The sequence below is a fragment of the Marivirga lumbricoides genome (genome assembly GCF_014636295.1).
In the GTDB taxonomy this organism is placed as follows: Bacteria; Bacteroidota; Bacteroidia; order Cytophagales; family Cyclobacteriaceae; genus Marivirga; species Marivirga lumbricoides.
Genome location: NZ_BMEC01000011.1, coordinates 1 through 25,016, shown reverse-complemented (window position 1 = coordinate 25,016; position 25,016 = coordinate 1). Strand labels below are relative to the sequence as shown.

19 protein-coding genes are annotated in these 25,016 nt (G+C 37.2%); 9 read left to right on the top strand and 10 right to left on the bottom strand.

All coding sequences use genetic code 11. The features are described from left to right. The gene (locus tag IEV85_RS16560; protein WP_188465476.1) at positions 1-6,993 is read right to left on the bottom strand and encodes a PKD domain-containing protein; all 6,993 of its coding nucleotides are present in this window, start codon (positions 6,991-6,993) and stop codon (positions 1-3) included. 608 nt (positions 6,994-7,601) lie between these two features. Between IEV85_RS16560 and IEV85_RS16555 the strand changes: the two genes are divergently transcribed. Together IEV85_RS16555 and IEV85_RS16550 are read left to right on the top strand one after the other, a co-directional pair. After that, positions 7,602-8,096 (top strand): hypothetical protein, encoded by a 495-nt coding sequence (locus IEV85_RS16555; protein WP_188465474.1) that lies wholly within the window; start codon positions 7,602-7,604, stop codon positions 8,094-8,096. Between the two features lie 12 nt (positions 8,097-8,108). Beyond that, positions 8,109-8,474: a hypothetical protein gene (locus tag IEV85_RS16550; RefSeq protein ID WP_188465472.1), complete on the top strand. Its 366-nt coding sequence runs from the start codon at positions 8,109-8,111 to the stop codon at positions 8,472-8,474. A gap of 265 nt (positions 8,475-8,739) precedes the next feature. Here IEV85_RS16550 and IEV85_RS16545 read toward each other — a convergent pair whose 3' ends face one another. Further along, positions 8,740-9,429 carry a 16S rRNA (uracil(1498)-N(3))-methyltransferase gene (locus IEV85_RS16545; RefSeq protein ID WP_188465470.1) on the bottom strand — a complete coding sequence of 230 codons (690 nt, stop codon included), beginning with the start codon at positions 9,427-9,429 and terminating at the stop codon, positions 8,740-8,742. 234 nt (positions 9,430-9,663) lie between these two features. Between IEV85_RS16545 and IEV85_RS16540 the strand changes: the two genes are divergently transcribed. Continuing rightward, the gene (locus tag IEV85_RS16540; RefSeq protein ID WP_188465468.1) at positions 9,664-10,950 is read left to right on the top strand and encodes a NupC/NupG family nucleoside CNT transporter; all 1,287 of its coding nucleotides are present in this window, start codon (positions 9,664-9,666) and stop codon (positions 10,948-10,950) included. Between the two features lie 23 nt (positions 10,951-10,973). Here the strand turns inward: IEV85_RS16540 and IEV85_RS16535 are convergent, their stop codons facing one another. From IEV85_RS16535 to IEV85_RS16510, 6 genes are all read right to left on the bottom strand, one after another. Continuing rightward, positions 10,974-11,819, bottom strand: a complete 846-nt coding sequence (locus IEV85_RS16535) for a universal stress protein (protein ID WP_188465466.1) — start codon at positions 11,817-11,819, stop codon at positions 10,974-10,976. 590 nt (positions 11,820-12,409) lie between these two features. Next, positions 12,410-12,904, bottom strand: coding sequence for a DUF2062 domain-containing protein (locus IEV85_RS16530; protein ID WP_188465464.1), 495 nt, complete (start codon positions 12,902-12,904; stop codon positions 12,410-12,412). Between the two features lie 107 nt (positions 12,905-13,011). After that, complete coding sequence (locus tag IEV85_RS16525; RefSeq protein WP_188465462.1) at positions 13,012-13,359, bottom strand: translation initiation factor; 348 nt, start codon at positions 13,357-13,359, stop codon at positions 13,012-13,014. A gap of 76 nt (positions 13,360-13,435) precedes the next feature. Then, a complete protein-coding gene (locus IEV85_RS16520) occupies positions 13,436-14,155 on the bottom strand; it encodes a pseudouridine synthase (protein WP_188465460.1) in 720 nt (239 codons plus the stop codon). Further along, a complete protein-coding gene (locus tag IEV85_RS16515; protein ID WP_229712627.1) occupies positions 14,152-15,213 on the bottom strand; it encodes an MBL fold metallo-hydrolase in 1,062 nt (353 codons plus the stop codon). Before IEV85_RS16515 ends, IEV85_RS16520 begins: the two co-directional genes overlap by 4 nt. A 149-nt stretch (positions 15,214-15,362) precedes the next feature. Then, on the bottom strand, positions 15,363-16,988 hold the full coding sequence (locus tag IEV85_RS16510; RefSeq protein WP_188465455.1) for an ABC-F family ATP-binding cassette domain-containing protein: 1,626 nt from the start codon (positions 16,986-16,988) through the stop codon (positions 15,363-15,365). Between the two features lie 313 nt (positions 16,989-17,301). On the opposite strand from IEV85_RS16510, the gene IEV85_RS16505 reads away from it, so the two are divergent. The 6 genes from IEV85_RS16505 to IEV85_RS16480 all read left to right on the top strand — a co-directional run bounded on the left by IEV85_RS16505 (position 17,302) and on the right by IEV85_RS16480 (position 23,591). Then, positions 17,302-20,247, top strand: a complete 2,946-nt coding sequence (locus IEV85_RS16505) for a hypothetical protein (protein WP_188465453.1) — start codon at positions 17,302-17,304, stop codon at positions 20,245-20,247. A 7-nt stretch (positions 20,248-20,254) separates the two neighbouring features. Further along, a complete protein-coding gene (locus IEV85_RS16500; RefSeq protein WP_229712626.1) occupies positions 20,255-21,346 on the top strand; it encodes a mechanosensitive ion channel family protein in 1,092 nt (363 codons plus the stop codon). 83 nt (positions 21,347-21,429) lie between these two features. Continuing rightward, positions 21,430-22,038, top strand: coding sequence for an acetyltransferase (locus IEV85_RS16495; RefSeq protein WP_188465451.1), 609 nt, complete (start codon positions 21,430-21,432; stop codon positions 22,036-22,038). Then, on the top strand, positions 22,035-22,664 hold the full coding sequence (locus tag IEV85_RS16490) for an acetyltransferase (RefSeq protein WP_188465449.1): 630 nt from the start codon (positions 22,035-22,037) through the stop codon (positions 22,662-22,664). Before IEV85_RS16495 ends, IEV85_RS16490 begins: the two co-directional genes overlap by 4 nt. Continuing rightward, complete coding sequence (xrtF, locus tag IEV85_RS16485; RefSeq protein WP_188465447.1) at positions 22,661-23,185, top strand: exosortase family protein XrtF; 525 nt, start codon at positions 22,661-22,663, stop codon at positions 23,183-23,185. The genes IEV85_RS16490 and xrtF overlap by 4 nt, the downstream gene beginning before the upstream one ends. Then, positions 23,175-23,591, top strand: a complete 417-nt coding sequence (locus tag IEV85_RS16480; protein ID WP_188465445.1) for an exosortase F system-associated membrane protein — start codon at positions 23,175-23,177, stop codon at positions 23,589-23,591. The genes xrtF and IEV85_RS16480 overlap by 11 nt, the downstream gene beginning before the upstream one ends. A 1-nt stretch (position 23,592) precedes the next feature. Here the strand turns inward: IEV85_RS16480 and IEV85_RS16475 are convergent, their stop codons facing one another. Both IEV85_RS16475 and IEV85_RS16470 read right to left on the bottom strand, forming a co-directional pair. Next, entirely contained in the window at positions 23,593-23,820 is a 228-nt protein-coding gene (locus IEV85_RS16475) for a DUF3820 family protein (RefSeq protein ID WP_188465443.1), read from the bottom strand. Continuing rightward, a complete protein-coding gene (locus tag IEV85_RS16470; RefSeq protein ID WP_188465441.1) occupies positions 23,820-24,710 on the bottom strand; it encodes a 3-hydroxyacyl-CoA dehydrogenase family protein in 891 nt (296 codons plus the stop codon). The genes IEV85_RS16475 and IEV85_RS16470 overlap by 1 nt, the downstream gene beginning before the upstream one ends. Positions 24,711-25,016 lie beyond the last annotated feature (306 nt).

Genomic DNA, 25,016 nt, shown 5'->3' with positions numbered 1-25,016 from the left:
CTATCTCACCAAAGTTACATCGCCCAGTTTAACTTCTCTTCGTCCATTTTCATAGATAATTTCTAGCCTGAAAACGTACACACCCATTGGCATGAGCTCACCTTTATAGTAGCCATCCCATCCCACTTCTTTGTCATTCGATTCAAAGAGTAATTCACCCCATCTGTTAAAGATTTTGAGGTTGTACTGCTGTGCACCATTCACAATCGGACGGAAGAAATCATTATCCTGAGGATTATCACTCCCGCTTCCCTGGCCGCCTCTACTTGGTGTGAAAGCGTTCGGTACTTTGAATTCTCCATCAGTTAGCACCATTACCTGTGATCTTTTTCTTAGGGTATCTGCACACCCTGTTGAACTATTAATCGCCACTAATGTAATATCATAAATACCACTGTCTGCATACATGTGAACCGGCTCAAACTCGTTGCTTTCGTTGCCATCTCCAAAATTCCATAGGAATTGATCTGCATTATTACTGGAATTGGAGAACTCCACTCTTTCTTCAGTAAATACCTGCTCAAATCCTCTTTTCACATTAAAAATAGCTTCAGGAGTTTCATATACAGTAATAAACTGTTCTTCTACCTTCTCCACAGGTACGCCCGTAATATTATTGGCTGATAACCTTACGCGGTAGGTGCCTGGTCTCGTATAAGTATGTTGAGGATTGATTACCCGTGTGGACTGATTATCCCCAAAATCCCAGAGATAAGTAGTAGAATCTGCAAACTGTGTTAAGTTTTCAAACTGCACTGTCAATGGCAGACAGCCTACCCTTGGGGTGGCGTCAAAGTCTACGATAGCCGGAATTGCATCTATTTCAATAATTGTCTGGAAATTGTCAGAACATTTACCATTTTTGGAAGTGGCCGTCATGGTTAAAAAATAAGTACCATATGTATCATATACATGCGTGCCAGGGTCTACCGCTGTAGATGTAGTACTATCACCAAACTGCCATAAATAATCCCACTCTTCTTTATTAGTAGTTGTATTCGTGATGGTAATTGTTCTGTCAGGTAAAATCATATTTTCAGGCGTAGCGGTAAAGCTGGCTATTAATTCTGCAGCCACCTCGATATTGGCAGTACCTGAAACAGGTCCGCTACAGGTTGGCGAATTACTATCTGTAACAGAAACTAAGGTGTATTCTGTAGTTACTTCAGGACTTACCAACTCAAAATGCCTGTTAAATGGCGTAGTAAATGTAGTATCTTTTATGCCATTATTATAAGTGACTGTCCAAGGTCCTTTTCCAGTAAAATTAAAAGTGAGGTTGGTTTCCTCTCCATAACAGATAGAATCTACACCGGATAAAACCGCAGTAGGTCTTTCACGTACATTTATTCTTACCGGTAACCCTAAATCAGTAGTGGTACAACCATTATTGTCCACCAGAGATACTATTCTGAATGTAGTATTTTCAGCAAGAGTATCTATAGTAATAGATCCTGGATTAGCAACATCATCAAGTTTCAGTGTGTCGAAATCATTCACAGCTATCTGAATATCAAATGGTGCAGCGCCAGAAGGGAAATTAAAATTTAATGGCACACTTTCTCCTTCACAAATCGATACAGAATTTAGTCCGCCAGTAGTTGTCATACGTGCTTGTGGTACCGGAAACAAATTCACTGTTACAGAAGAAGGACTTACATTTCTACATCCTCTCGAATCAATTACTTCAGTTAATGTGTAAGTCGTTGAAGCATTAGTTGGAATATCTGTAAAAGGAAAGATTGTATTTGCACCAGGGATTGTAGGATCATGCTGTAATTGTATATTATTTATGCTATAACTGTTGGTACCATCATTATAAGTAATAGACCAAGGACCAAATCCAGTAAGTTGAACAAATAATGCAATTTCGGATCCTACACATACTTGAGGATTAAGGTCTGCAGTAAAAATGTTACCAGTAGGTAATTGATTTACATCAATACTAACTACTTCAGGACCTACAGTACCGGTACATATATTATCTACCACGCCCACTAACTGATAACTTGTATTTTGAGTAGGTGAGACAGGTATTGAAAATACTGAACTGCTAGAATTTACAAATTTTGTTGTTACTCCACCATCATCAGTGTATTCAACAGTCCAAGGTGCTTGTCCTGTTAAAACCACCCTAATGTTAGTTGTTTCACCATTACAGATTGTTGCATCACCTGAAATGGAAGCAGTAGGAGCATTGTTTACATTAACGCGGACATCAGCGGGAGAAGGCCTGCCTGGACATGAAGGGTATTCCAAATCTACAACAGACCGTATAGAGAAGTTGCTTGACTGAGTAGGACTAGGTTGGAATACAAAGCCATCTTGTATGTTTAAAAGTGTAGTATCTGTAAATCCGTTATAAATGACCACGTCATATCCAATTGTAGCATCAGTTCCAGGGCCATTAAGACTAACTGTTATGTCGGTAGTCTCTCCGGGACAAATTGAAGTAGGGCCGGTGAGAGATAAAGAAGCAGTGGGGCCTGATACTATATTAACAGGTAAAGTTACTTTAGCACCTTTACATTGGTTAGCATCAGTTACTGTTACTGCTATTTGAGGATTAGGATTTGCCGGGGTTGGCCCGTAGCTTACCAAAATAGTATCATTATTAGGGCTTCTACTGGCAATAAATGCAGAAGCAGGAACTTCCCATTGATAAGTGTAGTTTGGCCTGTGCAAAATTGCATACTCTACATTTTGCTCATTTTCGCATACTATTTGAGGCCCCACAATAGTAGGAAGCACAGGTTCCGGATAAATTGTAACAGTTTGTATTGGTGATGTAGCTGAGCATGGTCCATTACCTGTAACAATTTGTCGGATTTCATAAACCTGATCCGAACCAGGGGCTCCTGTGGTATTGGTAAAAGTTTCAATTACATCACCAGACCCTGTTGCTGCATTTGTAAAAGGTGTCCAGGTAGATGATCCTAGCAGTCTTTTTTCATATACAATATTATTAGTAATACCCGTACCTTGTGCATTCCCTCTAATTTCTACCTCAAAAGGTGTACAGCCGGCAATGTTCAGCAAAAAGAATCCTGGTCTTACTAAAGGTAGTAATGTAACATCATGAGAGATGCTACTTGTACATCCATCAGGTGTTTGGGCAATTAATTCTACAGTGTAAGTAAACGGCCCACCAGTACCATTTGGGTTACTATAGGTTTTAGTTTGGGTTAATGATGGTGAAATCACTGTTGACCCATCTCCAAAGTTCCAGCGGAAAGTTGTTCCAGCAGGATAAATTGAAGTGCCGAGTACTTCGAAATCAAATGAATAATCAGCCTCACAAGCAGGGTTAGTAGAAGTAACAGCAAAGTCGATCTGCGGCTCTGGAAATACTCTTACAAAAACACTTGAGTCATTAATACAAGAAGGGAAAGCTGGATTAAATGCATATACTTTAATCTCAAAATCAATATTAGCAGTAGTTGGGTTGGTCAATATTGTATCTACAGTTACTCCATTAAGCTGATTACCATTTCCACTAAAAATATTACTTGTAAATATTACTCCAGTGTTGGGGTTAATAACTTCGTAATACATATCAAAACTACTTGCATTACCAGATAGATTGACAGAAGTTCCTTGTAAGTTGATATTAGATAAAGGTGAGCATCCTTGATTTACATTGGTTCTGAATCTTACTTGTGGCCTATCTCTAATAGTAATTTCAGAAGGAGTAGCCAGATAAAATACACAGTTACTTTCAGCCACAGCAACTAAATCAATTCTATATTGCCCTGGTTGAGTAAACTCATATTGGATAGGACTAGTAAAATCTTCATTGCCAGGAAAGTTTGTGCCATTTAATGTCTCCTCCAATACGTAACTACCAGAAACAAATCTGCTTATTTCAAATGACCATTTTGCAGTTGATGGGAATGTAGTTGTTGTATTTTCAAAATCAAAGATGGCTGGTAGACATACATCTGCAGCAGCAGGAGTAAAGCTAGCATTAATGTTAATAATTTCTGTCTCTTCAATAGTCCCATTGTAAGAAATAGGTACGCTGGGGCAACCAGCTAAAGTTTCAGTAATAAGCTGAATGGAGTAATTCAGATCACCTGCACCATTTGGAGGACGGTTAAATGTTACAACGAAGAAATCAGTACCCGTACCTCCAACAGTAGACACAGTATCTGCAAAACCAACTGGAATGCTCCAATTATATGCTCCCAAACCGGTTTGCTGAGCCTCAAATCTCAATTGAACAATTGGGTCAGGAGAGCATGATACAACAGTTTGTTCTAATGTGAAATCTCCGATAGGTTGTGGTTCCAATTCTATTCTCTTACTTCTTGCACTTACACAGAAGTTATTTGTAATAACATCAAGGTTAATATCAAATGCTCTTGTTGAAGAGCTAGTATTTGTAAAATTATAAGAATATTGCTGCGGATTTGCATCTGAACTGATGTTTACTGTTCTCGTATCCAATACCGTTCCTGTCCCTGCATCAGTTACAGTCCAGAGATACTGGTCAGCATTGAAATCTTCAGTATCCTGATCAGTTTCAAAATAAAATTCATAAGGAGAGCAATATACGGCCCCACTATTGTATAAACTTGTACCCGCATCTCCAGGTATTCCATCAAAAATATCAAAATTAGCTTGTACAGCAGGCAAGACCAGTACATTAATCTCAGGGCTTATAACTTCACAACTATTGGCACCAGTAGCAACAATTCTTACTTTGTAATTTTGATTACTTCCTGTTAAATTATTAAAAGCATCAGTTTCTATAGTTTCACTAGCAGAACCGGGTGCTCCTATTGGTTGTGTGCTAATATTACCACTAAAATCCTCAATTTCTAATTCATAGGAAACTGTTGCTAATTCAGGATCAGAGTTAATGGAGGCATCACTGGTATTTGTAAAACTTAAGAATGTTCCTGGGCATATAGCAGCTCCTGTATATGAATCTCCTGCATTATTTGTTAGATAATCATTTGTATAAGTAGCTTCAATGTCAGCATCAGGGTTTAATTTAACTGTAACATTTTGAATTAATGTATCAGTACAGCCAAATGCTGATTCCACAACCAACGCAACTGTATAAGTACCGGCAACTGACGCTGAAGGTTCTGCACCATTTGTTCCATCTAAAAATCTGGAGAAGTCATTATTGTTGACAAAATCTGCTTCGATATTGAATCCTGAAGCTGCATCATAGCTAAAATCCCACATCCAACGATCAATTTCATCTCCGTTAACTCGTGGAGATATTCCATTTAAATTATTAGCTATACTTGAAAATAATGTCTTGTTATTAGGATCATTACTGCCTTCGCAAACCTGGTTAGAATTAAAAGCTGCAGAAGGCGTATCGTAGACGCGTATTATTAATTGATCTGTACTCGTACAGTTTGTAGAACCATCCTCTATTCTTAACCTCACTCTGTACTCTCCAGCTTCAGTAATAGAAAGTGGGTTTGCAGGGTAATCGAAAAGAGAAGCTCCAATAGGACCATTTCTTAAATCAATTAATACAGTAGGACCAGGGACGGTTTTTTCAATTATCCAGGTAGTTGTTGAAGAAACATTCTTTAGAGTGGACTGATCATATAAAGATATATCTAACGAAGAACCTATATCTTCCAAACAAATCTCATATAACCCGCCATTTTCTATACCTGCTCCTGCATCAAATTGAATGGTAGCTACTGGTGAACTGACTATTTCTATTTGTTTATCTATAAATACCTCACAATTCCCTTGAAAGTTAGTGTCCGAATTTCTTACGTACATTCGTACTAGTTTAAAACCAGGACCAGAAAATACATCATTAAGGTTGGTGTTGCCATCAGAAAGCCACGTATTTCTATCATTATTTCTAGTCCATATGGGGGCTCCTGCATCAGTAGGGCCATCATACACTTCCCAACGATAGATAAAGTTCCCATTATGGTTAGAAGCTGTTCCTCTAAAACGCATATCCTCACCAGGACAAAATACTGACTTTAAATTATTACCATTTGCATCTGAAGAAATAGTGAAATTAGGATTTTGTGGGGGAGCTACAATTCTAATAATTGCATATCTCTCAATGGCAGGTTTACTACCACCTAATGGGTTACAAGGACCCCAGTTTTCGAGTTTGACTTCAAACACTTCTCCAACTGTTGCACTAGCCGGAACTGTAATATCCAAAGTAGTTGATACCGCATCTCCCGGATTTACTACAGCGGGATAAATTTCTGTATTTGAAGGATTTCCGGTAGGAGCAATATAGTTTTGGTCAGCAGCATTTGAGCCATCCAGTGTTACGCCATTTCCTAAGAGCACATCGTCAATTCTTCCAGCAGGAGCCGGTCCATCAGTAGTGTTATAGGTCCATCTTACATTTCGTTGATCTTCTCCATTTGGAATATCTGTATCTGCTGAATTTATGCAATTAAATTCTGTAGCATCATCAAAGTTTAAAGTGACCTGATCACCTGCACAAACTAAAAACTCTAATGGTTCTATAGCTACATTACCGGGGTTAACTTCATCAATGTCCCAATAATTAACTAGGGTATTTCCAAGAATTCTAGAAGCATTACATATATTACCGTCAATTACTAATCTTGCACTTACTTCATAAAAACACACTCCATCTGTTTCGTTTTCATAAATATGTTTAGCATTATTGATTCCTTGAAAGACTGGTGTTGTCCCGAAATCATCACCATTTCCATTGGCTATTATCCAATCTGTACCTGATAAAATAGCATCATACGTAGAAAACTCTCCATCATCCCAGTCAACAATAATATCTACGTTTGCTCCAGGAGGAATAGTCGCCTTGAATGACATAAACCAATTAACAGTAACAGGGGCACAAAACCTTCCCAATCCATTGGCTCCTTCAATATTAATATTGTTTCCACCTCCGGATCCAATAACTATATTAGAACAATTGAAAGGTTGAGATAAAGTCTCAAAACTTCCTCCCAATAAGGCTAAAAAAATAAATATAGAAAGTAGAATGTGTTTCATAGGTTATTATAGTGATAGCTTTTTTAATGTATTTGTGACAACCGAATTGGGATTTACAACTTCTGATATGGCGCTCTTTCTATATTTATGCTTCATCAATCGTTTTTACCTTAAGGGTCATCTACACACAATTCATATCTTACAGTACAAACATATGACGAATATTTAATAACATAAAAGAAGATGTTTATCGAAGATTACATTTGCTTAATCGACTAAATTATTCAAAAAGTGATATTTTAAATATAATTAGTTATGAAAATAAAGCCTCTGATTTACATACATTTGTTAATTATTGCTTTTGTCTCGTAAATATTACAAAGCGTTACGTAATAAAATAAAGCAATGGATTTACCGAAACCTCTGAATGAATGCGCAAATATACAAGATCGGCTATAGTAATATAGGATCAATAGTTTCGGTTTTATTACATGCTTCTCTGAGAGAATTTCTTCAAAAAACCGTTTTTTTACAATAGCAATTCGTACTAAAAAATTTGATGAATTAATGCTGGTCAATAGCAGTTGAATGATCAATAATAATTTATTCATTAAGCTACACGTTATACTGTCGTTTCATCTTGTGATTTTAATAGATATATTTGCCCCATGAATAAGCTTAACCTGTTATTACTATTGATTATATGTACATCCTGCTTACCTGATGAAGCCAAATTTGAAGGCTTTAGAAGGGGGCATGTTCAACGCCTACTTTCACAAGGGGATCAAAAAATATGGTTATTGGAAGAAAGAGTGCTAATGGGAGAGGTTGTAGAGCTTGACAATTGCGAAAATGCCCGCCATCTGATTTTCAATTTTACCAGCAGCGCTACTGATAGTGACAGTCTATGGTATGTGAATTATAATAAGGAATGTAATGCGCAAAATGATACATTAAAAGGTATTTGGTATATACCATTACTTAATAATGCATTTGCAGCTACTGATACAGTAGTATTTGTTTGGGATTCTGTCGATACGGCCTTTTTTCATTTAAGCACCATTAGCCCTATCGAGCTTTCTGTAGAAAGTATTTCACCTAACGATAGCTTAACTGAAAGCTTCGTAGCTGATAAAGAATATGAAGGTTTGAGAGTACATTAATTAGAAAAATTATTGTCTTTCGCCATTGAAAAGAAATGGACTCTTCAAAGAAGAATAGTAGATGGCGAAACACTTGCGTTAGATACTTGTGAGGTTGACAGACAATTGATTTTTAATTACACTTCAAATACAAGTGATAATAATAGCCTTTGGTATGTGAATAAAGTAGCAACGTGCGCCACTGAAACGGATACTTTAAAAGGTTACTGGTTTATACCTTCACCCGGTTCTTCTTCTCTTTTACCTACTGATACTGTAGCTTTCGTATGGGAGTCAGCCAGCCCTGAATTTTTCGAAGTGAATACGATTACACAAGGGCAACTGGAAATTGAAAGTCTGTCATCAGGTACGGACTTAGTGGAAAGGTTTGGGAATTGAATTAGTTATATTAGGAAATAGGAATTGGTTAATTAGAAATTAGGGAATAGTAATTAGTTAATTAGTAACTAGTTAATCAGAAATTGGATAGGAAAAGTAGTTTTTAATTCATTAGTGTATTAGTGCAAGAATAATTGGAGGGAAGGGGCGATGGGGTTCTGGAAATATAAATTTTCTCTTGTTCAAAATCTAGCTTCAATATCTAATTATATCATCCAGTTTCTACGCTCTTTTTTCCAGGTTACTGTATCTTGAATCTAATATCTCACATTAAATTCATCAAATGTACAGCAGCAATTCCGGCAGTTTCTGTTCTGAGGCGACTGCTTCCCAGGCTTACTTTTTCGAAACCATAACTCTCTGCTTCCTTTACTTCTTCATCACTGAAATCTCCTTCAGGCCCAATTAAAATGAGGGTTTCTTTTTCCGCCTTCAGTTTATCTTTAAAATGCACTGGGTTGTGAAAATCTACAAATGCGATGCATTTAATTTCAGCAGGCTGATTTTTGACAAATGGGCTAAAATTCTCTATCTCGTGCAGCTTCGGTAGATTTGCTTTCACCGATTGCTTCATGGCGCTGATGGCTTTTTTCTCCAGCCTATCTAATTTTAGTACTTTTCTTTCGGAATGGTAGCAATTAAGAAAACTGATCTCATCTACCCCTAATTCCACTGCTTTTTCTACGAACCACTCCATTCTATCAAGATTTTTGGTAGGAGAGATGGCAATATGTCTTTTGAAACTGTGGCTAGTATCCTGTTGTTTGCTTTTTACTATAAACTCGCATTTCTTATGACTGGCTACGGTTATCTCTGCTTCATAGAAAGAGCCTTTCCCGTCCACTATATGTATAATGTCTCCGCTTTGTTTCCGTAGCACTTTTACACAATGCTTTGATTCTTCAAGGTCCAGGTATTGAATCTCCGGTAACAGAGGTTGATAAAATAAAATCATTCTCAAAATTAAGGAAAATTTATGATCCTGCTTTACGTAATAGGACACATTTCTGCCAAAATACAGCTATAATGGAATATACTTTTATATCCACAAGGAATGAAATCACGTTAACCGTGGTAAATTAAATTAGGTGAAAATCCTTTTGCTGTAACTATTACATGCTACTCTTTCCGGGAATACATTTTTTAATTAGGCTTATTCCTTTATTTTTGTGCCTTTGGAAAATATTTTATGGATTATATACGTGGGCTTATAGGATTGCTGGTCTTGGTGGGGTTTGCCTACCTCTTTTCAGTGAACAAAAGGAAGATTGATTGGCGTCTGGTGGCCACCGGATTGTTGCTGCAGATTATTTTCGGACTATTAATTACTAAAGTACCCTTTGTAGAGGTGCTGTTTAAGAAAGTATCTGATGCATTTGTTATTTTTCTCGGATTTTCAAAAGATGGCGCTCGCTTCCTTTTCGGGGATTTAGCGGGAGATTCCTTCGGATTTATCTTTGCTTTCCAGGTTTTACCCACTGTTATTTTCTTTTCCACTGTTACCGCAGGGCTTTATTATTTAGGAGTTTTACAAAAAGTGGTGTTTGGCATTGCCTGGATAATGTCCCGAACCATGCGTCTATCAGGAGCGGAAAGCCTCTCTGCAGCTGGTAATATATTTTTAGGGCAAACTGAAGCACCTTTACTCGTGAGGCCATTTGTGCCGAACATGACACGTTCTGAGTTAATGTGCTTAATGACAGGGGGTATGGCTACCATTGCCGGGGGAGTTTTAGCCGGATATGTGGCATTTTTAGGAGGAGATGACCCCGTTCAACAGTCGCGCTTTGCGTCCTATTTGTTAAGTGCTTCTATCATGAATGCACCTGCCGCCATAGTGATTGCTAAAATTTTAATTCCGGAAGTGAACCCTGGTCAGATTGATGATAAGCTACAGGTAAGCAGTGATAAACTAGGAGTGAATTTAATTGATGCCCTTTCTCAAGGTGCTGCAGATGGTTTAAAACTTGCATTAAATATTGGCGGAATGTTATTGGCATTTATTGCTGTAATTGCTGCCCTTAATTATTTTCTCGGTAATGTAATAGGCGAAATTACAGGTTTAAATTCATTGGTTAATTCTTCTACAGATGGTACTTTTACCAGTTTTAGCCTTGAGTATATACTGGGCCAGGCCTTCCGGCTCTTTGCTTTTGCAATGGGAGTAGAATGGGGTGATACTTTAGCAGTAGGTAGTTTACTCGGTCAAAAAACAGTTATCAATGAATTTGTCGCATATTTAAGCCTGGCTGATTTAAAAGCGGAAAATATGCTTTCTGAGAAATCCATTATCATAGCTACCTATGCATTGTGTGGTTTCTCCAATTTCAGCTCAATTGCCATTCAGGTAGGAGGTATAGGCAGTATGGCGCCAAATCAGCAGGGTAATCTTTCTAAATTAGGAATGCGCGCCTTATTGGCAGCCACCCTTGCTTGTATGATGACTGCCACAATAGCGGGTGCATTGGTAGAGTAGGTTTTACATTTAATTAACGAAACTCAGTGCTTTGCTTTTTTATAAGGTGAAAGCGCTAAAAGCGGTATTTTACTGTGAAAGATAATGGATTTGCTTTCACTTTTACCAAATATTCTTTCAAACAATCCTTTTTTTCTGGGGTAGATTACCAGTAGATCAATGTTCTTTTTCTGGGCAAAATTCTCCAGTGCAAATTCGATATCTTCATCTTTCATAAAATGGAATTGGTGAGGCAAATCTTTGAGGTGAAGTTCCAGACTTTTAGCAGCTTCGGCTTTCTCACCTTCCAAATGATCTTTTTTGCTAATATGAATGACGTGCACTGTAGCACCAAAAGCATAGCGGAGTGCCTTTAAAGGATAAAGCAGTTCTGACATGAGACCCTTGTAATCACTGGAGAGTGCTATATTCCGCATCCCTGTAAATTTTGCATCTTCCGGCACTACCAGCACTGGGCAAATCTGGCTTTTAATAATTCTGTGGGCATTAGTTCCTAGCACTACCTCATCTATTCCGCTAGCTCCCTGTGTACCCATAATAATCAGGTCTATATTTGTTTTTAAGCAAACTGAAAGAATAGCATCATTTAAATAGTGATCTATTTTCACTTTATGGTACTTTATGTTTTTTAATTCAGGAATCTTTTGCTCCAGTAAGCTAAACTCTTTGTCTATATCCTTCTCTATAGCTTCTGCTGTATCACTTAGGTCATATGAGATATTGAGATCACTATAGGATAGTGGGACAGCATAAGCATGTAGAATAAGGATTTCATCAATATTAATCTTTTCTGCTAATTGGACAGCATATTTTAAGGCATTGATGGAACATTCTGAAAAGTCGGTGGGTATTAGGATTCGCTTAATCATGGCATCTGTTATTTAAGGTGAATGGTTAATTTCTTCATTCTTATACTTTAAATATAGATTGAATCTCTATTACAAATGATGATTTAAATCATATAACTAACTGATTTTTAGCTTTTTTCGGGTGTTGCTGGTGCTACAGGCTCTATATAATAGACTCTAGACTCTAGATTCTAGACCTTAGACTCTTGATTCTACAATCCACTTAAGCCCCATCTGGGTGGAATTATGTTAGTTTCAATTGCGCAGATAGAATAATCCCGTAGGGATGACAGTATTATACATCATTTTAGAGAGAAATGATTCTACATGGATGAATTAAAATGTCGCCCTTACAGGGATTTGGTATTGGTATTAGGCAAGGTTACCAAAATATCACCTCTACGAGGTTAAGATTCTAACAAATGAATATGAGATGTACTTACTTGTAATCTTACTATTTAGTATATACTCGATGATTTCATTCAAGATTCCACGCTCCATGCTCTAGAATCTAGACCCTTGACCCTAGACTCTAGATTCTAGACTCTAAAAATCCCTCTTAAACTCCATCAGGACGAAAGTATGTTAGCAATTTCAATGGCTATAAATAGCTATTTGTCTACTGCCTTTAACTTCGCATTCGACCTTTTTTCCCTTGCTATTCGCGACTTCTTGAGTAATGCCTTGGCAATAAAATAGCTTAAGATGGAGATAGGAATAGTAATAAAAAGATTTCCGACTATAAAATCCTTGAAGTATTGTAATAAATTGTTTGCCCATTCAAACCGAAAGAGGGTAGTTTCATCAGTTAAAGCCAAATTTTGTCCTATTTTAAAGCTGAACCAATAAACGGGTACTACGGTAACTGCATTCCAAACAACCATGGCCAATAAAACTGCCATTTTATTAATTTGGCGAAAAATTGCAATAAGCCCTAAACCGATGAAAGTGCTGAAGCCGGGGGTAGGAAATACAGCAATGAATGTGCCGAGGGAGTAGCTCCATGCGATAGTATGATCTGATTTGTTCGACTTCAGGATGTTCATCAAATACCGCTTCAGGCGAAACCAGTATTTATTTTTTTGATGTCGAAGAAATTTAAGCATTCATTGCAGGTAGTTTATTTAACTACTCATATTTCACGCATACTGCTGTGAATAGTTCTCTGATTAACAGATGTAGAGCATTAAATGTTTGTTATTTATAGGTTGCCTCAACCACCTACTCTTTTTACTTTGTAACCTTCCTTTTGTAAGAGTTCAACTAATTTATCTCTGAAATCTCCCTGAATAAGTATTTCACCCTCTTTGGCACTTCCTCCAACACCACATTTTGATTTGAGAAGCTTCCCCAGGTCTTTTAAGTCTTCATCAGTACCTACAAATCCGCTCACCAAACTTACTTGTTTGCCTCCACGGGCTTTTTTATCTAGTTGCACCTTCAGGTTTTGCTGCTGTGGGGGCAGGGTTTCCTGCTCCTGATCTTCATCATACTGGTATTCAAAATCCTCACTGGTTGAATAAATAATACCCTCTCTGTTTTTCTTATTTTTATTGCCCATGGTCTTTATTTTAAGGGAATAAACTACTAACTATCTACAAATTTGAAATAAAAATGCTGCTTATGCCAGTAGAATCTCACGAAATTTTAGTTTCCAGTATATCTACGCCTTCAAAAGTCAAGAACTTTAAAGTTCTTTGAAACTCTTCCGAAATTTTTGCCTCAATAGTTATTTCTCTGCGATTAATAGGATGCTGTAACTGCATTTTAGAAGCATGGAGCATCATTTTATCCATTTCCCACCTTTCCTTAAACAGTTTATTTTGCTTGTTACAGCCATGAGGCCTGTCTCCAATAATGGGGTAATTAATATGTGCTAAATGCTTTCTAATCTGATGCATTCTGCCGGTTTCAGGCTTCACTTCCACCAGGGAATACCTGGATGTAGCATGCTGCCCAAGAGGAACATCAATTTCTGTCCTGCTTAATGTTTTGTAATGTGTAACGGCTTCTTGCAGTCTTCCATTTTCTTTTTTGAGAGGATAATCAATAGTCCCATCATCCGGAATATAACCTCTAACTATGGCCAGGTACTCCTTTTTTATAGCCTGGGCGGCAAAAAGTGCATTTAGCAACTTTTCTGTCTCCTGATCAAGTGCAAAAAGTAAAATTCCCGAGGTTTTTCTGTCAATCCTATGAACAGGATATACTTTTTGCTTTAATTGATCCCGTAATATCTGCAATGCAAACTCATCGGCCTCGGTAGCCAGTTTGGTTCTGTGCACTAATAAACCATGTGGCTTATTAACTGCTACCATGTACTCATCCTGGTAAATAATTTCTAAAGATTCGATCATTTCGTATTTAAAATGCGGGAATATTGGCTCCACCAATTAAAGTCGAAATTATTTTCTTCTGCTGAAAACCATTGTCCCTGAGGGTTGCTGATCAATGGTAAATTTTTAGCTTGAGCAATTGATTGCAAAGTTTGAATAGGCTCATACCAACTGTGCAAAGCTAAATCGAAAGTACCCCAATGAATAGGATACAATTTATCAGCCCGCATTTGCTGGAATGCATCGGTTGCTTCAGCAGGATCCATGTGGATATCGTGCCAGGCCTCATTATAAGCGCCTATAGGCATGAAGGCGATGTTGAATGGGCCTAATTTTTCATCAATTTCAGCAAATCTGTCAAAAATGCCTGTATCACCACCAAAATAAATTTTGTCATCACCCCACTCAATCACCCAGGATGCCCAGAAGGTATTGTTTTGACTAAACAGCCTGCCACTGAAATGCCTGGCTGGGGTGGCTGTAATTTTGATGTTATCGCTCTGTTGAAAGCTATCATACCAGGTAAATTCTTTAATTTTTTCTGTCGGCACACCCCAATATTCCAGAGAAGAAGCTACACCTAAAGGAACATAAAAATATTTCGTTTTATCCTTTATTTTTTTTATCGTTTCATAATCAAGGTGGTCATAATGATCATGTGAAATTACTACTGCTTCCAATTCCGGTAGATCCTCGGCTGCAATGGGAGAGGGGCTAAACCTTTTGGGTCCTAAAAAGGAAAAAGGAGAAGCTCTTTCAGAGAGCATCGGGTCCGCAAGAATGTATTTTCCATTTTTATACATCAGAATAGCTGCGTGGCCTAACCAGTTAAAATATACTGTGTTGCTAGTATCCTGTTCCAATTTCTCTTTCCCTGTTTCTTCAAATTGGTAAGCTTCAGTGGGACTTTTCTCCGCCTTTCTATTCCAATATTCTTTTAAGATTTTAGGCATCTGCTTAAAATCTGCGCTGGCTGTTTCAATGCTATTCTGAAATTTACCATTTGCGTAATACTCAGAGGCTTGCATGGCAGACTGTTCAGGAGCCTTGCCAATAGGAGGGTGAAGGTATTTGATCATATAAAATACTATAATAAAAAAAGCCAGCACAATGAGCAGGCCTTTTAGGAATTTCTTTAAAAATTTCATGCTGATCAAATAACGATTCAGAAGTAAAATAGTTATTGGTTAAGGAAGGCTTTAAAACCTTCCTTAAATGATGCTTATCATTAAGCAGTCACCTTGCCGTACATTTCAGCTCTTTGCGCCTGAATGTTCTCATCCTCCATGTATTCATCATAGCTTTTTAAGCTGTCAATGATGCCGTTAGGAGTAAGCTCTAAAATTCTATTGGCTACGGTTTGCGTGAATTCGTGGTCATGAGAGGTGAACATTACCGTTCCGGGAAAATCCTTCAAGCTGTTGTTAAATGCCTGAATAGACTCAAGGTCCAGATGGTTGGTAGGTTCATCCAACATTAGCAGGTTACCTCCAGCTAACATCATTTTTGATACCATACAACGTACTTTCTCTCCTCCGGAAAGCACATTTACTGATTTAAAGGTCTCTTCACCTGAAAAAAGCATTTTACCTAAAAATCCACGAATGTACACTTCGTCTTTTTCTTTGGAATAATTTCTTAACCAATCGATGAGGTTTTCATTAGATTGAAAATATTCATCGTTGTGGTTTGGCAGATAAGCAGTGGTAATTGTTTGTCCGAATTTAAACTCACCGGAATCTGCTTTCATTTTTCCATTCAGAATTTCATAAAATGCGGTAGTCGCTAAACTGTCCTTGCTTATTACAGCAATTTTGTCACCCTTATTTACAAATAAATCAAGGTCTTTGATCAAGGATTTACCTTCAACTGCCTTATTTAATTTTTCTACCTGCAGAATTTGATCTCCTGCTTCTCTATTTTGGTTGAAGATGATAGCAGGATATTTTCTTGTAGAAGGCTTAATATCTTCCACATTAATTTTATCCAATAATTTTCTTCTTGAGGTTGCCTGCTTAGATTTAGAAGCATTTGCACTGAATCGGGCAATAAAATCCTGCAATTCTTTTTTCTTCTCTTCTGCTTTTTTGTTGGCCGAGCTCCTTTGCGCTAAGGCTAACTGGCTGGACTGGTACCAGAAGCTATAGTTACCCGAAAACATATTGATGCTGTTAAAATCAATATCTACAATATGTGTCGAAACAGTATCCAAAAAGTGCCTGTCGTGAGATACTACAATAACAGTATTTTTAAAATCGAGAAGGAAATCTTCCAGCCACGCGATGGTATGGATGTCCAAATCGTTAGTTGGCTCATCAAGAATGAGCACATCTGGATTTCCGAATAAGGCTTGCGCCAATAACACACGAACTTTGTAGTTACCACTTATATCTTTCAGCAACTTATAGTGGTGTTCTTCTTCAATGCCCAAACCACTTAAAAGAGCTGCTGCATCGGATTCAGCATTCCAGCCATCCATTTCCGCAAATTGCTCTTCTAACTCTGAAACTTTGATTCCATCAGCCTCGGAAAAATCCGGTTTGCTATATAATTCTTCTTTGGCCTTAATATTATTCCATAGCTTGTCATGGCCCATCATCACAGTATTCAGTACTGTATGCTCATTAAAGGCATTGTGGTCCTGCTTTAAAACAGCCATTCTTTTTCCTGCTTCTAATGCTACAGAACCTTTAGTTGGGTTGATGTCGCCTGCTAAAATTTTTAAAAATGTTGATTTACCGGCCCCGTTAGCGCCAATTACGCCATAGCAATTGCCTTGGGTAAATTTGATGTTTACTTCATCAAATAATACTCTCTTACCAAACTGGACGGTTAAATTATTTGTAGTGATCATATGCTTATTTTTGAAGCTGCAAAGGTAAGAATATTCATTGGAACACTTTGTGTTATTCCTGTTTTAATGAAGAAAAATAGCTCATTTTATTTTGGCTGAGTGAACAGACCTGGTTGAAGTTCAGTAGTTTACTTTCAATTTATAAGAATTGTTATTTTCTGAGATCAGGAGCTATTGTTTCAATATATTTCCTGAGAAGTTAGATATAAGGTATATTCAAGCGGTACCTATTTTATTATAGTTGCCTTAAATATTGTAAGAAATAGGAATATGTGGTAAAATGCAGATTAAATATCCAGAAGTATTTCGATCAATGGAAAAACAGTATTATGAAAAGGCAGCAAAGTGGCGGGCATTTCTTCAATCTTACTTTCAGAACAAGGTGGATGAAAGAAAAGAATTTGTTAAGCAGCAAGCCGACTTTATTTTAGCCAAAAAAGCTGAATTACACTTTACTACTGATTTTTCTGCTAGAGATAAGAACAAGCAGGCTATTTTTACCCACCTTAAAACCGTATTTCCGGAAAAGCCCACCACTGGCTCGCTTGAAGAAACCCATTTTGAGGTGCTTGATAATGGAGCTATACTTCTTAATGATTTACCGGATATAATGGTAGAGCAGCAGAAAAAAGAGCGCTTTAAACTACTGGAAAATGATGGTTTCTTTCTTCGCTTTCTGAAGTTTTTTAAGATTATAGCTTTCTTTATTTCTCGAATTCCATTTCACTTTCTAAATCTATTCAGGAAAAATAAGCGACCGCTCAGGTATTGGAATCATGAAGTGCGCCTAAAGAAGCTAATTGATAAACATCTGGCTATAGACTTCATTAACTGTCTTTCTAATTTAGAAGACTCACTTCAGAAGGAGTTTTTGGCAGCTTTGGAGACAGTGAAAGACTATGAGAAAAATTATAATATTGATGAAGCTGAGGCTAATGTTTTAGCTTTTGATCAGTTCTTTGCTGAAAACTTCAGACATTCCATTAAAAACGCTATTGATGAGTGGTATGAAAAATCATTGGCATCAATAACTGAGGAGTATGAATTGGACGGTACTGTTGAACTAAAAAAGAGACATCTTAGTGAAGGAAGGCTTTCTAAAGAAAAATCGAAAGCACTTAAGAAATGGCAACGGATCCATCATCAATGGAATAATACTGCTTATGCGCTCTTTGAAGATTGGCGTTCAGAGCTTGAGCTTTCGGCGCTTCAGGCTTTTATTCAGGCAGGTACCTCAGATTTATCAACAAATATTGAAGACTGGCAAAAGAAAATCAGGCATAACTATTTACAGGAAATTGACCAGTTTTTGTTGGAGGCACAGTCAAACTTTGAATTTGATAGAGAAGAGGAAGCTTCAGAGTTGAGAAAAAAGATTACTCAGGTTAATTATCAAACCAAAAAGCAGCTGGATCAAGGTTTGTTACAGAAACTTCAAGACACACTTTCTAAAAACTCACTGCTCAATCAGCTGGACAGATTAGAACATCAGATCAATGAGCGTATTGACCAACTGGCTAATCAGTACGTGGTGACCAAAAATAATCAATTTAATATCCCTCTGGCGGATAGTGATTTGTCTTATATCTCCAATTATGAGCTGCTTTCTTTTGAAATTGAACCTAAGCTCAACGAAAAACTGGAAGACCTAAAGAGCAAAGTATTCCAGAAAATGGGAGAATTGCTGATTCTGGTAGGGGATATTGATGAAATGGTAAGCTACATGCTCAGTACAGCTTCCAATGCACTGGATGAAGAGCAGAAAGAGCTAGAAGCGCTTAAAATTATATCAGAAGGTTTTCAGAGGGCGCACAACAAGTCAGAAGAAAGTAAAGATCGCTTATCTGAGATTATCCTGTTATGCGTGGAAAACCTCAGGAAAATAAGCCAATCATTAATAGATGAACTTCAGAAACTGAAGGAAAATGAGAATGTTTCAGCTTTAAAAATAAGAATTAATAAGGCAAAGGCATTCCAAAAGTCGGAAGCCTTTACTGTAAAAGTAGCAGATGAGGCGATTCGCGTTTTTAATATATCCAAAGCTTATACTCTGCAAGCTTACCAGCGGGCAAACGACATTCGGATGCAACTCAATAAGAGGTTCCTTTCTTCCACAATTGTAAATGAACCTAATAGAGATGTATCTGATTTTCTGAATGAATCCAACACTATTATAGATAAGCTGCCCGTAATTTATAAACGATTATATGCCATAGAGCCTTTAAATGACATAGTGCTTTTTGAGGGTAGAGAGCTGGAGATTAATAGGTTGGCCACAGCTTTTCAAGCCTGGGAGAAGGGTAAATATGCTTCAGTTTTGTTAACAGGAGAAAAGTGGAGTGGGCTCACTTCACTCATTAATTATGGTATAAAGCAACTGAAACTTCCATATACCCCTGTAAGAATGGCATTAGCCGGAAACAATCCTGAGCCTGATGCAATTTGTAACAAACTCAGTCAGCTCATCGGGTTAGAAGAAACAAGTGACCCAGAAGAAATTATCAAGTACCTGAACGAAGGAAATAAAAGGGTTATTATTTTAGAAGATCTTCAAAAGGTATTTCTTAGAGTTTTATATGGACAAAGAGCTTTATCGGTGTTGGTAGAAATTATCACCGCTACCCAGAAAAACATATTTTGGATTGCTTCTATGTCTGTATATACTTTTAATTACCTGGAGAGGTCGCTTAAAATGAGTGCTTTCTTTAGTTACCATATCCCTTTATCGCCTATCAGTTCTGAAAGCATTAGCCAGCTAATTATAAAAAGAAACAGAATCAGCGGATTTAAAATAGAATTTGAAGCCTCAGAAAAGGACCTGAACGATAAAAAGTTTAACCGATTGGATGAAAAGGAAAAGCAGCTTTACTTAAAGGAGCGTTTTTTTAAAGAATTAAATGCTTTTGCCAAAAGCAATATCAGCATGGCTCTTATGTATTGGTTGCTCTCCACTAAGGAAGTAAGCGGGCAGAGTATAGTGATTAAAAATTTCAAGAAGCCTGATCTTAGTTTTCTCTCCTCTCTGCAATCGGACAGAATATTCGTTTTGCTAGCCCTTATTATGCATGATGGCCTTACGGAAAGGCAGATAGCTTCGGTTTTATCAATTGACCTTCAGAAAATTAAATTTTTGGTGTTAGAAATGACAGAGGATGGTATTTTAACTTACCAGAATAATATTTACATGGTGAACACATTGGTTTATAGAAATGCTGTACAGCTGCTAAAGGCCAGAAATATGATAGTGGGAAAAAGCTAAGGAACAAATGAAAAAACTGATCAAAATAGTTGGTTATTTCCTGATACTTCAAATAAGTATGAGTCAGTTATCTGCTCAACCAGATACTTCAAGTCTGAAGAGGGACAGTTTGCCTAAAAATGATCTTCAGGGCTCTACTTCTTCAGGCTCTGCCAGTGTCACTGAACCTGTAGTGCAAAGCAAGAAGAAACCTATTGATAAGGACAGTCTTATCATTAGTAAAAAGATCAGCGATTCCGCCATAATGGCACTGGATAGTCAGTTGGTGGAAGACAGGCAGGAAAAGGAAACTGCTGAAGGGGATAGCAATGAAGAGGAAGTGCCTGATTTTGGCAGGTTTTTTTCCAGAAATAATATTTTTTATTCCATTGTTTTCTTATTGATAGGGTATGCTTTTATCCGCGTAGTAACCTATATTTTAAATGCGCTTGCCGAGAGAAGCACTACCTACAGAATCGCATTCAAAGGATCTATTCCTATTGTAAAAATTCTAAGTTGGATCATTATTATCACGCTGATTATCATTGTGATTTTTGAGCCTACAGCGGCCACTATGTTGGCTTTTTCAGCTTCGGTGGGTGTAGCTGTTGGTTTTGCATCTCAAGATATCCTGAAGAATATTTTTGGAGGCATTGTGATATTAATGGACAGGCCGTTTGTATCAGGCGATAAGATTGAAGTAGACAAATATTATGGTGAAGTGGTAGAAATTGGTTTACGCTCTACGCGGATTGTAACTCCTGATGACTCACTGGTGGCTGTACCTAATGCAGTGATGATGAATAGCTCTTTATCTAACTCCAATAGTGGAGAACCCAACTGCCAGGTAGTGGCCGAAATTTTCCTTCCACTCACTATAGATACCATTGCAGTCCGACAGATAGCCACCCAGGCAGCCACCGTATCCAAATATATTTACTTGGAAAAGCCAATTACTGTGCTTTTTTTTAATGAGGTAAATAACAATCATTCCTACTATAAAATGAGGTTGAAGGCTTATGTAATGGATATAAGGGATGAATTTAAATTTAAAAGTGAGATGACAGAACTTACAGTTCAGGAATTGGTGAAACAAGGGATTATAAATGGGAAATTTTAAACTGTTTCATTATTCTTAATAATGTTAAAAACTTCTCGCATATTTGAGTTCTGAATAATTTAAGTTAAATCAAAATTAATAAAATGTATCTGTTTGGAGCCAGTGGACATGCAAAAGTAATTATAGATATTCTTCTTTCGGAAGGAATAGCCGTACTGGGTTTGTATGATGAAGATGAAAGTAAAAAGGAGTTGATGGGTATTCCGGTACTTGGAAAAACCATTGATTTTAATCAGGAGAGAGGACATTGTATTGTTTCAATTGGAGATAATAAGACCCGGAGAAAAGTGGTCAACCTAATTAAAGAGAAGGCCCGCTTTGGTACAGCTATCCATCAGCAATCTACAATAGGTTCTCAGGTATACATTCAGGAAGGCAGCGTGGTTATGCCCGGGGTGATTATTAATGCTGATACTAAAATTGGTAAACATGCGATTATTAATACCTCATCAAGCGTTGATCATGATTGTTTAGTAGAAGATTTTGTTCACATAGCACCTAACTCTTCCATTTGTGGTGGCGTTAAAATAGGAGAGGGCACCCTTTTTGGAGCCGGAGCTACTGCAATTCCATTGGTTTCCATTGGAAAGTGGTGCGTTATTGGAGCCGGAGCAGTAATTACTGAAGATGTACCAGACTATTCTGTGGTAGTAGGTAACCCGGGAAAAATTATAAAAACGAGACAGCCATGACAGATATAGCCATCTTAGGAGCGGGTGGATTTGGAAAAGAAGTAAACCTGATCGTTCAGCAACTAATTAAGAAATACAATGATTATAATTTCATTGGCTATTTTGACGATGAAGATAAATCCAACGAGTTAGGGAAGAAATACCTGGGAGATATTGAGCGACTCAATAACTGGAATGATCCTATTTCAATTGCCATAGCGGTAGGAAATGGGCAAACAAGGCAGAAAATTGTTGATAAGATTGATAATATCAAAGTTCGCTACGTCACTTTAATATCACCCTACGCTATTTTAAATGATATTATTAAGGTAGGTAAGGGATCAATTATTTGTGCAGGAGCCAACCTAACCACCAACATTGAAATAGGGGACTTTGTAATTGTAAACCTAAATGCTACTATTGGACACGATTGCCAATTAACAGACTACAGCTCAGTTATGCCGGGAGCGAATTTGGCAGGGAACGTTACTTTGGGAAAAAAGGCTTTTGTAGGAAGTGGTGCCAATATATTAAACGGCTTAAAGATGGGTGAGAATTCAATTTTGGGATCCGGAGCTGTACTTACAAAAGATTTAGATGCCAATAATGTAGCTATTGGTGTACCCGCAAAAACCGTAAGAAAGTGAGTATTTATCAGGATTTTAAACCCTCTATATTATTTCTGGCTAAGTTTATTGGGCTTTATATTGTTTTGAATGTTTTATACGGCTTTTATTTAGAGCTTTCAAAGGGAGAAGCTGATCTAATGACAAGGTGGGTAACAGAGCAATCTGCAGAAATTCTTTCATGGTACAATAACGGTATTTCTACCGGGCCGAAGGATGATTTAAAAAGTGTTTACATATTTAAAGGAGAAAGAGCCGTGCTTTCAGTGTATGAAGGTTGTAATGGGTTGAACGTAATGATTATATTTATTTCTTTCCTGATGGCTTACGGCACTATTTCAAAAAAGATGTTTTGGTTTATACCTGCAGGCCTTTTAACGATTCATTTATTTAATTTAGCAAGGATTGTTCTCTTATATCATGTAACACTTTCTATGCCTGATTTTCTGTATTTTAGTCATAAATATCTTTTTACAGCATTTATCTATATAGCCGTTTTTCTTTCCTGGGCACTTTGGATTTTTAAAATCAATGATAAGTAAAGATTTACTCCAACCTAACCGCAGCTTAAGGCTTATACTCATTATCACTAGTCTTTTGGGTTTGGGCATTATATTTATAGGCCAGCATTTTGACTACAGCAGCTTTTTCTTTTCAGGGTTATCTTCTAAATGGAGTTTTATTTTTAATAGAAGCATTAGGTTTCTTCTAAATGATAACCTCATGCTCTTACTAATCTATGCCTTGTTTTATGATAGGAAGTATGTGAAATTTGGACTTGCAGTGGAGCTATTTGGTTTTTTCTTCCTGTTGATTCCATATTTTATTTTGAGGTACGGATTTACAATAAACTCAATGTATATTTCCTTTATCCACAGGCTCATCATTAATCCTACATTGATGTTGCTATTAATACCAGCAATTTATATTCAGAAATCCAAAAAATAAGTTATCTCCTGGTTTGTAAAGGCTTCAGTAAGTCTTCTAAACCATTGGTTTTAATAACCCATAGTGTTTCCAATTGCATACCAAGTTTACCGGCAGGGAAACCATCTTTTCGCTTGAACCACTCCAGGTATGAGACGGGTAAATTACAAAGTAAAGAGCCCTTGTATTTACCGAAGGGCATCTTTACTCTTACTAAATCATTTAATATTTCAGGATTTAAACCTTCCATTATTTCTTAAACCGGTCAGCTACAATTAAATCTTTAGTACCATGTCCGTAGGTGTAGAAACCTTCTCCTGATTTTGCACCTAGTTTTCCGGCTTGCACCATGTTAATTAATAATGGGCACGGTCTGTACTTAGGATCACCTAAACCATCTTGCAATACATTCAGAATACTGAGGCACACATCTAAACCAATGAAATCGGCTAGCTGTAAAGGTCCCATCGGATGAGCCATTCCTAATTTCATGATAGAATCAATCTCTGATACCCCTGCAACACCTTCAAATAAACTATAGATAGCTTCATTGATCATTGGCATTAAAATCCTGTTAGCAATAAAACCAGGGTAGTCATTTACTTCTTCAGGAATTTTACCGAGCTTTTTGGATAATTCCATTACTTTTTCAGTTACTTCATCAGAAGTACTGTAACCTCTTATTACCTCAACCAGCTTCATAACAGGTACAGGGTTCATGAAGTGCATACCTATTACTTTTTCAGGTCTCTGAGTAACGGAAGCAATTTTTGTAATTGAAATAGAGCTGGTGTTGGAGGCGAAAATAGTATTATCTCCACAAATAGCATCCAGTTCTTTAAATATGTTTAATTTAAGGTCTACTCTTTCAGTAGCAGCTTCCACTACCAAATCTGCCAAAGCAGCACCTTCTTTCATGCTGGAATAAGTAGTAATATTCTTAAGCGTTTCAGCTTTCTTTCCTTCGTCAATTAACTCCTTTTTTACCTGACGGTCCAGATTCTTTTCAATGGTCGCCATTGCTTTTTCCAAGGCTTGCTCATTGATGTCAATTAAAGCTACTTTATAACCGTTTTGTGCAAAAACGTGCGCAATGCCGTTACCCATAGTGCCTGAACCAATCACTGCTATATTCTCCATAAACTATTTGAATTATTTTGATACAATTGATTTGTACAAAGATAGAAAAATAGTGCTTGGGATAAGCCATAATGTTTTATTTTTCCAATTGTCAATTCAATGAACCGTAACCGATATAGCTAACGGAACCTTTGATTAAGAAAGGAATATTTATATTAATACACTTTCTTAAAACAATAGTAACTACTCAGGTACCAAATTAGCAGTAATAGCCAAGCAATCAAATATGTTTTTGTTTCTTTTGATAATGGTATCTATTACAGACCTGATAATTGCGAAAGAACGTGCACCGGATTCAGATCTAAA